This is a genomic window from Acinetobacter sp. RG5, from assembly GCF_031844265.1.
Lineage (GTDB): Bacteria > Pseudomonadota > Gammaproteobacteria > Pseudomonadales > Moraxellaceae > Acinetobacter.
On the sequence record NZ_JAUZUV010000008.1, the window covers coordinates 40,953 to 54,998 of the forward strand.

Sequence of the window (14,046 nt, forward strand, 5' to 3'; positions counted from 1 at the left end):
AAAAATTGCAGTCTACAGATTCAACTTGGAGATTGAACAAAGCAGCCTTAAACTTCCGTCCCTTGTCCAGCACGATAATCAATTGCCTGATGGCGCCAGAATTCACGTAATTGTGGAGTAAATTCCTGTTGATTCTGGTCATAGACCAGACCGTCCACTTCACGGGCAATCAGACGTGAAATACTGTCCATGGTATCAAACGCATTTTGTACATCGCTATGCGGTAAAGCCAGGAAGAATGCCAAACCTTTCACTTCCTGCGTTGATAAGGTTTCCAGATCAAAGCCTTCCATTCCGGTATCGGTCATTTGCAATACTGAAAACAGCAGTTTTGAACCATCTTCACTATAACGGTGGAAACAGGCCAATTCACCATAACGCAGGCCATATTTCAATAAAACCTTCAAGGTTTTATCACCCGAAAGTACACGGCCTTGCGGATAGATATGCAAAGAAATAATGGTTTCAGCATTGGACAAAGCACTTTCTTCATCCACTATTTTTTGCTCATGCAGATGTGCATCCAGAATACTACTTTCATCATTAAATTCAGAAATTTCTGCTTTTTCGATGTTGCTGTTCAGGCTGAATTCAGGCATTTCTTCCTTGGTTTCAATCTGGCTATTCTTCTGTTCCGCTTCTACCTGTTGAACATCTCCTGCCGTGACTACCGACTTTTCCACTACTTCAGCTTCTGTTGACGGGGCAGCTACAGGAGTTTCGACTGCTTTTGGCTCAACCGGAGTTGATTCAGCCTTGCGAAAGGCGGAAGGCTTTTCAGGAGCCGGTTCATCTATACCCAAGCTTGGCTCGATACGATCAGATTCGACATCCTGTTGTGCCAACTGAGAACGTACATGCCTTGGAATGATCGGGGTCTGGCTATCCGGGTCGATATGCAGGTTGGCATCCAGTGAAGGTACAGCCTCTACAGGTTTTTTGAACAGCATTCTTATACCAAAAAGCATAATCACAATTGCGATAACAATCCCGATAATGGTGGTGATTTCCATATTATACCTCCGCAGCTAGGCCGTATTCTTTTGCCTGTTCCAAATTAACTGTCACTAATTTTGAGGTTCCCGGTTCAGGCATGGTTACACCTAAAAGATCAGTCGCCATCATCATTGCAAGTTTGTTATGGGTAATATAAATAAATTGCACGTGTTCAGAAAGCTCTTTGACTAAATTACAAAAGCGTCCCACATTGGCATCATCCAGCGGTGCATCGACTTCATCCAGTACGCAAAATGGTGCCGGATTTAAGCGAAAAATCGCGAATACCAATGCTAATGCAGTTAAAGCCTTTTCTCCACCAGAGAGTAAGGCCAATGAGCTGTTTCGTTTACCCGGTGGTCGGGCCATCAGTTTTACCCCCGACTGCCAGCCATCTTCAAGGCTTAAACTCGCCTCACCGCCTTCAAACACTTTCGGGAACAGGTTTTGCAGTTCAGCATTGACCTGATCAAACGTGTGCATAAACAGTTTACGGGTTTCCTGATCAATACTCTTCATCGCAGCCTGTAGCTGTTCAACCGTATTTTCCAGATCCTGCATCTGGTGACTCAGTTCCTCATAACGTTTTGACACTTCTTCATATTCTTCGGAAGCCGCCAGATTGACTGCACCGAGTTTATCAAACTGGGCCTGAGCTTTTTCCAGTTTCGCCTGATGTGCTTTAACATCAATATCGAGTCCGGAAATTACTTCACTATTCAACTCTTTCAGTTGTTCAGAATAATGCTGCAAATCAGATTTGGCAGCCTGCCAGGCCAGACGTTTTTCTTCCAGTGTAGTGCGGAGTTTTTCATCCTGCTGCTGGAAGCTGTGACGCTGTTCGGTCAGCTGCTGCTGTTTGCTCTGCACCTGATTTAATTCAACCTGCCAGTCGGCCCAGGTTTTTTGCAGCTTTTCAGTGATCTGCGCCTGTTCATTGAACTGGCTCTGTAAAGCAGGTAATTCCAACTGTACCGGATCGACAAACTTTTTGGCTTGTTCGATTTGTGCAGTAATTTGCTGAGACTGTTCTTTTAGGAAAACCTGATCTTTTTCCAGTAATTCAATCTGCTGCTGGCTTTGCACATTTTGCCGGCGCAACACTTCCAGTTCCTGCTGCGCTTGCTGATTGAGCTGCTGTGAGTCATCCAGCTGAGCACTCAATTCTTCTAGCTGGAATTGCAGGGTTTTATAATTTGGTAGCGCCTGTTCCAGTTTGATATTCAAGGCATGCAGATCAATTTCCAGATCATCTTTCTGCATGGCATCTTCTTCAAGCTGCTCATCCAGTTGTTGTAACTGATGCTGTAATTGCTGCTTTTGCAATGCGAAAGCCTGAGCACTACTTTGTACTTTGGCAATATTGACATCGAGTTGCTGCAGCTGCTTTTGGGTATGCTTGTGCTGCTCACTGATGCTTTGAATCCGGCTTTGCAAAGCTTTAACCTGATCGGTGAGTTCAGGTAACTGCTGCTCCAACTGCATAAACTTAGGTTCAAGTTCTGCAAGTTGCTGCTCGATTTCATCCAGACGGATTCGATGACTCAATGCACCTTGTCCGGCCTGACTAGCTTCATCATAGTCCAGTGCAATCATCCAATCCGCACCAACATGGTAGCCATCTAAACTCAGTAATGTCTGGCCTTGTAATAACTCAGTTTGAAGAGGCAATGCTTGCGCTAATGTATCTACGACCGCGACTTGTTGCCACAGTGAATAATGTGGAGATTCAATCCAATCGGCCAGACACATCGTATTGGCAATCTGAATTTTATTCTGAACAGCCTGTTGCTTTAACTGACGCGCACAATCTTCAAGGAAGTGCTCGCCCTCTGTCAAAATCTGGGCAGATAGCCATTTTGCCAGAAACTTTTCGATCAGGCTGGCATGTACCTTGCCTGCATCATTGAGCTTAAGTACATGCATCAGCTGTACCGCATCACTCTTGGCATTTGGCTTGGCTTTGGTCAGTAATTGACTCAGGTTTTTCTTTTCTGAATGAAGCACCTGAATTTCAGATTTGAGCTGCATCAAGCGCTGCTGATGGGTCGCCTGCTCTGCCTGAATCTGCTCGAATTGAGTTTTTAAATCTGTTAATTGAATTTCATAGTCAGCGATTTGCTGTTCAGCTTGGGCTTTGTCTGCCTGATACTGCTCCAGCTCATCTTGCTCCGCCTGTTGCTGAATCTGTGCACTTTGCTGTTGGAGCGTCTGTTTCTGCTGTTCAATCCGCTCAATATTCTTTGCCAGTTGCTCGCTTTGAGCCAACATCTGTAATTTACGCTGTTGCTGCTGTTCGACCTGGGTTTTGATCTGGGTAAATTGCGCTGCCACATTGCTATGTTGAGCTTTGAGCTCAGTCAAGTTTTGGCTTTGCGCCTGACTCTGACCATCTTGCTGCTGCAACTGCGCCTGCTGATCTTCAAATTGCTGCTGTAAAGTATCGAGTTGCAGTTCAATCAACTGTAAACGCTCTTTAGTTTGGGCTTTTTGCTGTTCCAGTTTGACCAGACTGGTGGAATTTTGCTCTAGCAGAGACTGCTTTTGTTGCAGGGTCATTTCCAGTTCGCTGAGCTTTTTTTCGGCCTGTTGCCATTCAGTTTGCAAAGGGGGAGATTGCTGAATCAGACGCTGAAACAGTTCACTGGTACTGCCCAAATCATGTTCAACGGTAGTCAGTTCAGAGCGCACCAGCTTAAAGTTTTCCCCGAGCGTATTCATCTCAAGCGTATATTCTTCCTGTAAGCGCTGGCTCTGCTCACATTGAAAAGACAGAATTTCAATCTTGATGGTACGGATCTGCCCTTCCAGTTCTTTATATTGAATCGCACTTTCCGACTGACGTTTCAGGGTTTTTAGCTGAGATTTCAGTTCGGAGGCGATATCTTCCAGACGTGAAAGGTTTTGTGTGGTGTGATCCAGATGCAGCATGGTTTCACGGCGACGCGCCTGATAGCGCGACACTCCGGCTGCTTCTTCAATATAAACCCGCATTTCATCGGGTTTGGCATCGACCAGACGATTGATCATGCCCTGTTCGATAATCGCATAGGAACGCGGACCAAGACCGGTACCCAAGAAAATATCGGTAATATCACGACGACGGCATTTGCTGCCATTCAGGAAATATTCGGACTTGCCATCGCGGTTGACCTGACGGCGTACTGCCAGTTCATTATAGGCATTATAAGCACCGCCCAGCTTGCCATAGGTATTGTCAAAGCGCAGTTCTACACTGGCCATGCCCACCGGTTTACGCTTGGCAGTTCCGGTAAAGATGACATCCTGCATGCTGCCACCACGCAACTGACGCGCACTGGACTCGCCCATGACCCAGCGTATGGCATCAATGACGTTGGATTTACCACAACCATTCGGTCCCACGACCGCAGTACGATTATCTTTAAAATGTAAAGTGGTACTGTCGGCAAAAGATTTAAAGCCTGAAAGTTTTAAACTGCTTAAACGCATAATGTCCTGATTTAACGTCGTGAGCGTCTGGCCCACGCGAGTTCAATTTGTTTCATCCGTGTCAGAGATTCCAACACAAGGTTGCGCAAGTGTCGACAAAAATCTTCCATAAATAAAGTGGCCTGATGACTTTTTCGTATCAAAATTGCTTCAGTGACCAGTTTAAATAAGTCGAAAGATTCCTGTAACTCTCGTCTGGAAATATTCAGGGTCAGAAAATAGCTCCGACGCAAAGAAGGCAGCAGTTCCTGATAATAGCGCATCAGATAAGGATTCCCGACCATCTCATGCTGCTGGGCCATGCCCTGAAAGATCAGATCATAAAACTTTTCAGTGTGTCCTTGGCGGGTTTCTGCTTCCAATTGCTCTAATAATAGCTGAATGCGCTCAGCTTCATGCACCCGCCAGGTTTCCGCCATGCGGTGCACCATCTGCCCGAGCAATAACGATGTCATGTCAAATAAGGCACGCACCTGCAAGGCCGACATTTCCGAGACAATCGCCCCGCGGCGCGGAAAAATTTCGATCAGCTGGGTGCGTTCCAGCAAAAGCAGGGCTTCACGAACCGAACCCCGACTGACATCAAGCTCCGAGGCAACCCTGAGCTCCTGTATACGTTCGCCTTCGACCAGTTCACCGCGAATAATCTGTTCGCTAATGTGCTTGGCAATCTGCTCAGACAAACTCTGCGCTTGTTCTAATGGCATACCGTTCCTGTCTTTCTTTTTATGGATACTGGTTTAGCCCTTTATTTGGACTATGTTGCTATTAAACGGTTTTTTTTTGATAAATACTGTGACATTGTCAGACAATCTTATGTCTCTATAGCCAACTCAAGGCCATAAAAAAGGAGAATAGTGAGCTATTCTCCTAATACGGTACATCAGTCCAACCTAAAAGATTTAAATCAGGCCATGAAGCCTTGATAAATAAAATACAGGCCGACAGTGGTCAGTAAAGCAGCAAAACATTTTTTTAATACGGCCGGTGAAAGCAGATGTGCCACTTTTGCCCCCAGCTTGGCCGTGAAAAAACTCATCATGCTGATCCCAATAAAGGCATAAATATGAATATAGCCAATAGTATTCGGTACGGTGACCTGCGCCTGTTTACCGAACCAGATAAAACCCAGCGCACCTGCGACTGCAATTGGCAATCCACAAGCCGCAGAGGTCGCTACGGCTTTTTGCATCACGATTCCGCAGCGATTTAGAAATGGGACGGTCAGACTTCCCCCGCCAATCCCAAAGATCGCCGATGCCACACCGATCCCACCACCTGCAGCAATTTGTACCGGGGTTGAAGGCAATTTTTGATTCGGATCGATCTGAATATGCGCTCCCCTGAACATTCTAAAGGCCACCCAGACCGCAAAGAAGCCAATCAGTAATTGCAAACCCTGACCAGATAAATAATCGGCAATCCCCGCCCCCAGGAAAGAACCAATGATCAGACCTGGCGCCAGATTACGAAACACGGGCCATAGCACTGCCCCTCGTTGATGATGCGCCATCACCGAACTGATAGAAGTCACAATAATTGTTGCCAAGGAAGTACCCACCGCCATATGCATAATCACGCTGGGATCGTACTGAAGCTGGGTAAAAACAATGTACAGGATCGGCACAATAATCAAACCACCGCCGACCCCAAACAGGCCTGCGGTGAATCCGGCAATTGCACCAATCAATAAATATATGATTAACTCCATAACGATATTTACCACGTTTAGATTCAAATGGATGTAGAAACTCGTGAACTGCAACAACGATTAAGCGATGCAGGCCAACTCCCGGAAGTATTACTCATCAAACCGATTACTACATCGACCAATGATGATGTGCGCGAATTGGCAACGAAGGGGGTACAGCAGGTTCTGGTATGCAGTCATGTGCAGACCCAAGGCCGTGGACAGCGTCAACGTCAGTGGATTTCACCTGAAGGGAACATCTATTTAAGCACATTGCTGCATACACAAAAACCCATCGATGGTCGTCTGGCGCTAGAAATTGCGTTAAATATCCTGCAAATGCCCAGTCTAAAAGGCCTGGAATTACAGGTGAAATGGCCGAATGACCTGTATAGCCTGCACGGAAAATGGGGCGGCATTCTGGTCGAGCCGATTTCATCTACACAGGTGGTGGTCGGTGTAGGTTTAAATATCGATCCTCTGCCCACTGACCTTCCAGATCAGCAGGTTAGCTCCTTGAACGAGTTGGGATTATCACATACCTCAAGAGTCGAGCTGATTGCCCAGTTATATCTGGCGATTCAGCAAGCCGGGCAATGGTTTAATTATGGCAGTCAAAACCTGGCGGCGCGTTTCAATCGATCGGCTGCATTTATGCAACAAACGGTTGAATTTACTGACGTGCAAGGGCAATATTCCGGTACTTTTCTGGGGATTCAGGATGATGGTGCAGTCAAGATTTTGACCGATCAGGGAATCCAGACCTTTTATCAGGGACAGCTCCGCCTTCAACACGGTGGATGAACAGGCATACAGCAATGAAAAAATTATGGTTGGATATCGGCAATACCCGGCTTAAATACTGGATTACCGAGCATGATCAGATTATTGAACAGGCAGCAGAATTACATTTACAGTCCCCTGCTGATTTGTTACTTGGCCTGATCCAGCATTTCAAAGCGCTGGGCTTGCATCAGGTAGGTCTATCCTCAGTCCAGGATAAAATCAATAATGAGCGCATTCTCAGCATTTTAGAAAGCCTGCATATTCCAGTGATTTTTGCTCAAGTACAGGCAGAATATGCCGGTCTGATCTGTGGTTATGATGAACCTTCGCAACTGGGCATTGACCGCTGGTTACAGGTACTTGCAGTGGCGACGCAAGCGCATGAAAATTATTGTGTGATTAGTTGCGGTACGGCGCTGACCATTGATCTGGCGCAAGGACAACAACATTTGGGTGGATTTATTCTGCCAAATCTATACTTGCAGCGTGACTCCCTAATTCAGAATACCAAAGGCATTAAAATTCCGGATGCCGCTTTTTCTGAACTCAATCCTGGACGCAATACCCTAGATGCTGTGCATCATGGCATTCTGCTGGGCCTGCTCAGCACCATTGAAAAAGTCCTGCATGATTTCCCAGCACAGCTGGTTTTAACCGGTGGAGATGCTCCACTGTTTGCGCAACATCTCGCTCAGTATCAGCCCCGAATTGAACCTGATCTCTTGCTTAAAGGCCTGCAGCATTTTGCAGCTCATTTGCCAGACACTGTTTGATAATATCCAGCAATTGGGGGAATTCGGCAAAACCATCAGCCTTGTTAAAATGTCCAGCTTTTTTGATCTCAAAAATTTGTGCATTCAGGCTATGTGCTAAACGCAAGGAAATCGGTGCAGGCACATAAGGATCATTACTGGAGATCAGCATCACCGCACGTTTATAGCTATAGGGTAAGTTTTTCAAATCGAGCCGGGCGGCCTGCAACATTTTATTCAGTTCTGACCAGGCCACCAGCGGTGTATCAAAGGCCGAGACCAGAATGATGCCGCCGATCTTGCGTTGCTGCTGAATATAATGTTCCTGTAAAAAGTTTAAAACACTGATGCAACTCAGGCCATGTGCAACTAAAAAGGTATGTTCATCCATCTGCGGAATGTGCAATTTCAGGTTCTGCTGCCATTCTTCTAAATTGGGCTGAAAGGGGTTGGCCAGCATAATCCGCTTGGACTCAAAACCGGCATTTTTAAGTTGACGACTCAGCCACGGATACCAGTGATCATTGGAGGTCGCCTGATAATCCGGCACGATATAGACTTTCTTTATTATATTTTTCATAGTGATTTACTTATTATCATTGAACGCAAATTGCGTCGACAAAAAATTAGTTTTAACCAGTCTGGAGATGGAATTCAAGTGCCTTTTTGAACACCATCTCATGTTAAACTTTAAAATTTAGCGAATACAACAACATGCTTAAACTTCGGATTTAATCAGATAAGGCTTGATCACTTTCCAGAGTTCCGGCAGATCAGTACAACCTTGAGAATCAATAAAATGCCCATGGTGCTTGGCATTCACCACAATGGCATCCAGACTGTCCGCCTGTTCCAGACTAAATTCAGGCGCAACCCGATCATCGCCTTCAGAATAGATCACTACACGCTCTGCAATCTGCTGTTTGAGTAAATCAAAATCGATCTCAGCAGCATCAATAAAAGGATTTACTTCATCTAGGCGACCCAATCGACCATTAAATCCCGCGATCAGTACCAGTTGCTGAATTTTCTGCTGTTTTAATTCTCTGGATAAGTAATGCAATGCGGCCACAGTTCCCAAGCTATGTGCAATAAAAATACTGTCTTCGTCAATTGCATCAATCTGTTCACGCATTTGCTGATCCCAGGTGTCCAGTGTCGGTGTGGTCGATGGATCGAGCCGAAGTACTTTTAAACTGACGTTTTCCTGTTGGGCTTTTTCCTGAATCCACGGATACCAGTTTTCTTCCGGGCTTGCAGTATAACCATGTACGACAATCACTTGGGTCATTTGAAATTTCTCTTTATTTTGTGCTGATATTCCCGAGTCTGCCTGATCGGATTTTTATTTTGGGTAAGTAAATGTTGTTTTGTTTAAACCAGTTTGACCATTTATTCCCAATAAAAAAGGCGCATATTGCGCCTTTTTTTTAAACACAACTTATTTCTTGTCGTTGCCGCCGAACAATGGACCCATACCACCGCCGCCGCCAAACTGTTTCTGCAAGCCGCCGAGTGATTTCATCATTTTTGCCATACCCGATGGATTGGCAAATTTTTTCATCATCTTGGCCATCTGCGCATGTTGCTTGATCAGCTTGTTGACTTCTGCCACTTCCATACCGCAACCTGCTGCAATACGTTTTTTACGGCTTGGGTTCATCAAGTCTGGATTACGGCGCTCTTTCAGGGTCATCGACTGGATAATCGCTTCCATTTTCTTGACCTGCTTTTCAGGATTGGCTTGCGCCAACGCATCTTGCAGACCGGCATTGCTCATGCCAGGAAGTTTGTCCAGGAATCCCATCATGCCGCCCATCTTGTTCATCTGCTCAAACTGCATCAGCATGTCTTCAAAGTTGAAGCTGCCGCCTTTTTGCAGTTTTTTCGCCATTTTTTCGGCTTTTTCTTTGTCGACCTTGCGTTCAAGCTCTTCGACCAAAGAAAGTACATCACCCATACCGAGAATACGCTGTGCGACACGCTCAGGATGGAATGGCTCCAAGGCATCGAGTTTCTCACCCATACCGAGGAACTTGATTGGCTTGCCGGTAATCGCACGTACTGACAGTGCCGCACCACCGCGCGCATCACCATCAGTTTTGGTCAGGATCACACCAGTTAAAGGCAAGGCATCATTAAATGCTTTGGCGGTGTTTGCCGCATCCTGACCGGTCATGGCATCGACCACGAACAGGGTTTCAGTCGGGTTAATCGCTGCATGCAGCTCTTTGATTTCACCCATCATGTCATCATCGATATGCAAACGACCTGCCGTATCGACAATCAGCACATCGGCAAACTGGATTTTTGCCTGTTCAATCGCGCGATTCACAATCGTAATCGGTTTTTCGTCTGCGCTAGATTCCAGGAAAATCGCACCGACTTCACCCGCGACAGTCTGTAGCTGTTTGATCGCAGCCGGACGATACACATCGGCAGAGACCATCGCGACTTTTTTCTTTTGACGTTCTTGTAAGAAGCGTGCAAGTTTCGCTGCAGTTGTTGTTTTACCTGCACCCTGCAGGCCTGCCAGCAGGACAACCACAGGTGGTTTTGCAGCGAGGTCGAGGCTTTCATTGGCCTCGCCCATCATTTTGGTCAATTCGTCATGAACGATTTTGACAAAAGCCTGCCCAGGAGATAACTGAGTCATCACTTCCTGGCCTAATGCTTCTTCCTTAACTTTCGCGATGAATTCACGAGTTACAGGTAACGCAACATCGGCCTCAAGAAGCGCCATACGCACTTCACGTAACGTATCTTTAATATTGTCTTCGGTTAGCTGCCCTGAGCCAGTAACATTTCTTAAACTCTGCGTGAGTCGTTCTGTTAAGGTATCAAACATTGCAAAATCCGCTTAAAATAGCCATGAGCAAAAAATTGTTTCTTAAAATAGAAAATTTATGCATAGAATGCTATAGGATACTGTAGTTCGCAGCGAATTTATATAAATGAATATTCATCACCCTTAAAAAGGTTTGACATGGTTAGCCTCCCCTTGGTTTATACGATCTTAGCATTAGTCGCTTATACCGCTTCCTTCTGGTATCTGTTCATTCATTTAATGTCTAAACGTGCTCCTAATCAATGGTTTGTATCGCTAACTGCCCTGCTTGGACTGGGCTTGCATGCGCTGGTCTTGTATGGTGATATGCACACCCCGCTGGGCATCAATTATGATGTCTTTGCCCTGTTTTCCTTTACCTCTGGTCTGATGCTGTTACTCAGCATTATTTACAGCACTTATCGTCCGATTATTGCCCTGAATCTGATCGGAATTCCAGTAGCTGCCACAGGTTTGATCCTCGGCTTTGTGTTTACTCAGCCTGCAAAAATCATCGCACAAAACTCTTTGGGTCTGGATATTCATATTATTTTGTCTTTGTCTGCTTATGCAGTATTGCTCATGGCAACCATTCAGGCCGTAATTTTACGTTTTCAGGATCGTGAGCTGAAAAAGAAGCAGAAACGCCGGGTCTGGGTCAGTTTGCTACCCTCTTATCAGGACATGGAATCGCTCCTGTTTGATATGCTGATGACCGGTTTTGTTTTACTTACCCTCGCTTTGGGCTTTGGCTTTTTCACCATCGACAATTTCTTCGCCCAGCATCTGGCACATAAAACTGCATTCAGTATTATTTCCTGGCTGGTTTATGGTTCCCTATTAATCGGACACTGGAAGTTTGGCTGGCGTGGCCAGAAAGCCGTGCGCTTTACCCTGCTCGGTTTTGGCTTGCTGGCACTGGGTTTTATTGGGTCTAAATTTGTGCTGGAAATGATTCTAGGGCGATAATTCTGAGCCTTGAAATATTCAATTCATTGTCCAATAAACAGGCTTTAGCTTGAATATTCTTTAAACGATTATACGCCCCGCACGCACTGACAATGGCCAGCGAATCACTCTAGGCAATTCTGGATCTTCCCATTCTGGCAATAAGGCATCTGCCAGTGCATTTAATGGATTATGTCCAAGTGCTTGAGTGGCTGCTTTCACGGCTGACCAAGTACTCATATAACCAATTAACTGATAAAAATTCCATTCAACCTGTAATACCGGTGGCTGAATCACCATTTCCTGAAATGGAAATGGGAGATTTTTATATCCTTCATCTACATGGCGACGTTCAGGTGGCCAGTACAGTGCGAGTGTCACCTTATAAAAATGCTTAAAATAATGATCCAGATGTGGCTCATCCACACTGAACACGCCATAGCTAATTAAAGCCAGAATGGCATTGGGTTTAGCAATACGACGGACTTCTGCGTAGAATTTTTCGAGATTCAGCCAATGCGCTGCTTGAGCCACCGAAATCAGATCAATACTATGGTCAGCACACGGGATCTCTTCAGCGAGCGCCTGACCATACTGAATTTTTGGATGCGGTTTGGCTTGGGCAATCTGTTCACTACTCGCATCAATAGCAAGCACCTGATCAAAGTAATTCGCCAAAACTTCTGAAAGCTGTCCAGAACCACAGCCGACATCTACAGCCAATTTAGTACTTGGTGACAGCTCTGCCAATAGCTTTCCCAATGCATCCGGATAATGCGGACGAAACAAGGCATAATCCTGTGATTGCTGGGAGAAATGATCTTTAAATTCCCTGTTTTCCATATATGCTTTCCAGACCAGTTTTATTTCAGTCTAAATAGCCAGTCAGGGAATGCAGTTGGAATTTGGTTTCAGTCACTTCCTGTTTTTAAAATGCAGAATTCATCCAATGAATAGAATCATGTTCTTGACTTAGTCATTCAAGCTATTCTGCTTGATCTGATACTCTGCCTTGAAGGCTTTGTAGCTCAGCCGGTCTGCGGAGACTTCCGTTAAAGGATTGACTTCCTGCATGGAGGACAAGCAGCGCTCTGTCAGCTGAATATATTCCTGCGTTCCCTTGCTTTTCCAGGCGATTTCTTTAGCTCCCAAAGGACGGATAACCCGCGCTGGACTACCGAGCACCAATGAATTTTCCGGGATCTGAGCTTTGGCTTTAACCGTGCTATTGGCACCGATAATGGTATTTTCACCAATCTCGGCTTCATCCAGAATCACGCTGTTCATGCCGACCAATACATTTTTACGAATGATACAGCCATGTAAAATCGCGCCGTGTCCGATATGACCATATTCTTCGACCAGCGTGACATTGCCGGGAAAGCCATGAATGGTACAGGAATCCTGAACATTGGCATTTTTCTGGATGTGAATCCCGCCAAAGTCGGCTCTTAAAGTTGCGAAAGGCCCGATATATACGCCCTCTTCAATCACCACATCCCCGATCAGAACGGCTTGTGGATGTACATAAGCACGAGGGCTGACCACAGGAATCACACCATCAATGGCATAACACGGCATTATTTTATTCCTTTAAAAATGCAGAATTAGATTAGCTGACGGCTTCCAGTCGCAAACCGCCAAAGCGTTTATAGAATTGTGGATGTACCGGCGGCATCGAACCTTCCGAAGTTCGGGCGATCTCCATAAAGAACTCATCCCCTGCCGCAACCACGGTTTGATATAAATTACTGCTCAGATTACGGGCATTCAGGGAAAGCCAGTTGGATGGCAATAATTCAAAAGGCAGATTTGGATCTTTTAATAAAATCCGGCGGAATTGATGAATCAGTAAAATACGCAGCTGAAATGCCTGTAGCGGATCCTGTTCATCTTCCTGTTCCACCAGATGAAAGAATTCCCGGAAATCTGCAATGAATTTTTCATAACGCTGATGCAGTTCCTGCACCGGCCAGTTGGTGGCCACCATGCGTTTTACAGTTGGATAGGATTCCTGCCAGAGCTGCAAGGTTTCGGCCTTAAACACCACCACCTGATCGGTCATTTTCAGGTTCAGCAGCAGGTTTTGCAGTTTCTGGTGATCACAGCCCGGATAGGCCATGACATTGGTGGCGATATTGGCAAAACCCAGCCATTCCAGTTCTTTTTTCAGAACCAATTTATTTTCCAGTTCCACTGAACTGAGCAGCACCAGATCCCACTTCTGATCCCATTCGGTATGCTGAAAACTGTAAATTTTTTGATCCGCCATAATAAAACGCTGGCGGCTGCTTTCGGTTACGCGATAATAACTGGTGCGACCAATTTTCTCAGACATCAGCCAGCCATTTTGGACCAGACGAAATACGGCAGTCCGTACCGATCGTTCATTAAATCCGAAGACATCCATGAGCTGAATTAGACTGGCCAGACTGATAATGCCACCCCGGTGAAAAATACAGTCACCAAAGATGGTCATGATTAATGAGGTTCCGCTGAGTGCTTCAGTTTGAATAAAGTCATCAATTATTTGTTTTAATTTCGGATTCATTGCGTTTAACTTTACCTTATAGAAA

13 protein-coding genes are annotated in these 14,046 nt (G+C 45.6%); 3 read left to right on the top strand and 10 right to left on the bottom strand.

All coding sequences use genetic code 11. The features are described 5' to 3' along the window. Positions 1 to 47 precede the first annotated feature (47 nt). From Q9R21_RS09280 to Q9R21_RS09295, 4 genes are all read right to left on the bottom strand, one after another. The gene (locus Q9R21_RS09280) at positions 48 to 1,013 is read right to left on the bottom strand and encodes a cell division protein ZipA C-terminal FtsZ-binding domain-containing protein (RefSeq protein WP_311204305.1); all 966 of its coding nucleotides are present in this window, start codon (positions 1,011 to 1,013) and stop codon (positions 48 to 50) included. Between the two features lies 1 nt (position 1,014). Beyond that, positions 1,015 to 4,467 (bottom strand): chromosome segregation protein SMC, encoded by a 3,453-nt coding sequence (smc, locus tag Q9R21_RS09285; RefSeq protein WP_311204327.1) that lies wholly within the window; start codon positions 4,465 to 4,467, stop codon positions 1,015 to 1,017. A gap of 11 nt (positions 4,468 to 4,478) precedes the next feature. Beyond that, positions 4,479 to 5,174: a GntR family transcriptional regulator gene (locus Q9R21_RS09290; RefSeq protein ID WP_311204306.1), complete on the bottom strand. Its 696-nt coding sequence runs from the start codon at positions 5,172 to 5,174 to the stop codon at positions 4,479 to 4,481. 200 nt (positions 5,175 to 5,374) lie between these two features. Further along, on the bottom strand, positions 5,375 to 6,178 hold the full coding sequence (locus Q9R21_RS09295; protein ID WP_005247146.1) for a sulfite exporter TauE/SafE family protein: 804 nt from the start codon (positions 6,176 to 6,178) through the stop codon (positions 5,375 to 5,377). A gap of 27 nt (positions 6,179 to 6,205) precedes the next feature. Between Q9R21_RS09295 and Q9R21_RS09300 the strand changes: the two genes are divergently transcribed. Beyond that, positions 6,206 to 6,961, top strand: a complete 756-nt coding sequence (locus Q9R21_RS09300) for a biotin--[acetyl-CoA-carboxylase] ligase (RefSeq protein WP_153566706.1) — start codon at positions 6,206 to 6,208, stop codon at positions 6,959 to 6,961. A 14-nt stretch (positions 6,962 to 6,975) separates the two neighbouring features. After that, positions 6,976 to 7,716 (top strand): type III pantothenate kinase, encoded by a 741-nt coding sequence (locus Q9R21_RS09305; RefSeq protein ID WP_311204307.1) that lies wholly within the window; start codon positions 6,976 to 6,978, stop codon positions 7,714 to 7,716. On the opposite strand, the gene Q9R21_RS09310 is transcribed toward Q9R21_RS09305, so the two are convergent. From Q9R21_RS09310 to ffh, 3 genes are all read right to left on the bottom strand, one after another. Further along, a complete protein-coding gene (locus tag Q9R21_RS09310) occupies positions 7,670 to 8,275 on the bottom strand; it encodes an alpha/beta hydrolase (RefSeq protein WP_311204308.1) in 606 nt (201 codons plus the stop codon). The genes Q9R21_RS09305 and Q9R21_RS09310 overlap by 47 nt on opposite strands. A 138-nt stretch (positions 8,276 to 8,413) precedes the next feature. After that, positions 8,414 to 8,986, bottom strand: coding sequence for an alpha/beta hydrolase (locus Q9R21_RS09315; protein WP_243474854.1), 573 nt, complete (start codon positions 8,984 to 8,986; stop codon positions 8,414 to 8,416). A gap of 150 nt (positions 8,987 to 9,136) precedes the next feature. Next, on the bottom strand, positions 9,137 to 10,543 hold the full coding sequence (gene ffh, locus Q9R21_RS09320; RefSeq protein ID WP_005247147.1) for a signal recognition particle protein: 1,407 nt from the start codon (positions 10,541 to 10,543) through the stop codon (positions 9,137 to 9,139). 138 nt (positions 10,544 to 10,681) lie between these two features. Here ffh and Q9R21_RS09325 point away from each other — a divergent pair, with 138 nt between their 5' ends. Next, positions 10,682 to 11,491, top strand: coding sequence for an inner membrane protein YpjD (locus tag Q9R21_RS09325; RefSeq protein WP_114541386.1), 810 nt, complete (start codon positions 10,682 to 10,684; stop codon positions 11,489 to 11,491). A gap of 60 nt (positions 11,492 to 11,551) precedes the next feature. Here Q9R21_RS09325 and Q9R21_RS09330 read toward each other — a convergent pair whose 3' ends face one another. The 3 genes from Q9R21_RS09330 to paaX form a co-directional block, all read right to left on the bottom strand. Further along, positions 11,552 to 12,313, bottom strand: coding sequence for a class I SAM-dependent methyltransferase (locus Q9R21_RS09330; RefSeq protein WP_004646067.1), 762 nt, complete (start codon positions 12,311 to 12,313; stop codon positions 11,552 to 11,554). A gap of 129 nt (positions 12,314 to 12,442) precedes the next feature. Further along, entirely contained in the window at positions 12,443 to 13,051 is a 609-nt protein-coding gene (locus Q9R21_RS09335; protein ID WP_311204309.1) for a DapH/DapD/GlmU-related protein, read from the bottom strand. A 31-nt stretch (positions 13,052 to 13,082) separates the two neighbouring features. Next, positions 13,083 to 14,021, bottom strand: coding sequence for a phenylacetic acid degradation operon negative regulatory protein PaaX (paaX, locus tag Q9R21_RS09340; RefSeq protein ID WP_005095916.1), 939 nt, complete (start codon positions 14,019 to 14,021; stop codon positions 13,083 to 13,085). Positions 14,022 to 14,046 lie beyond the last annotated feature (25 nt).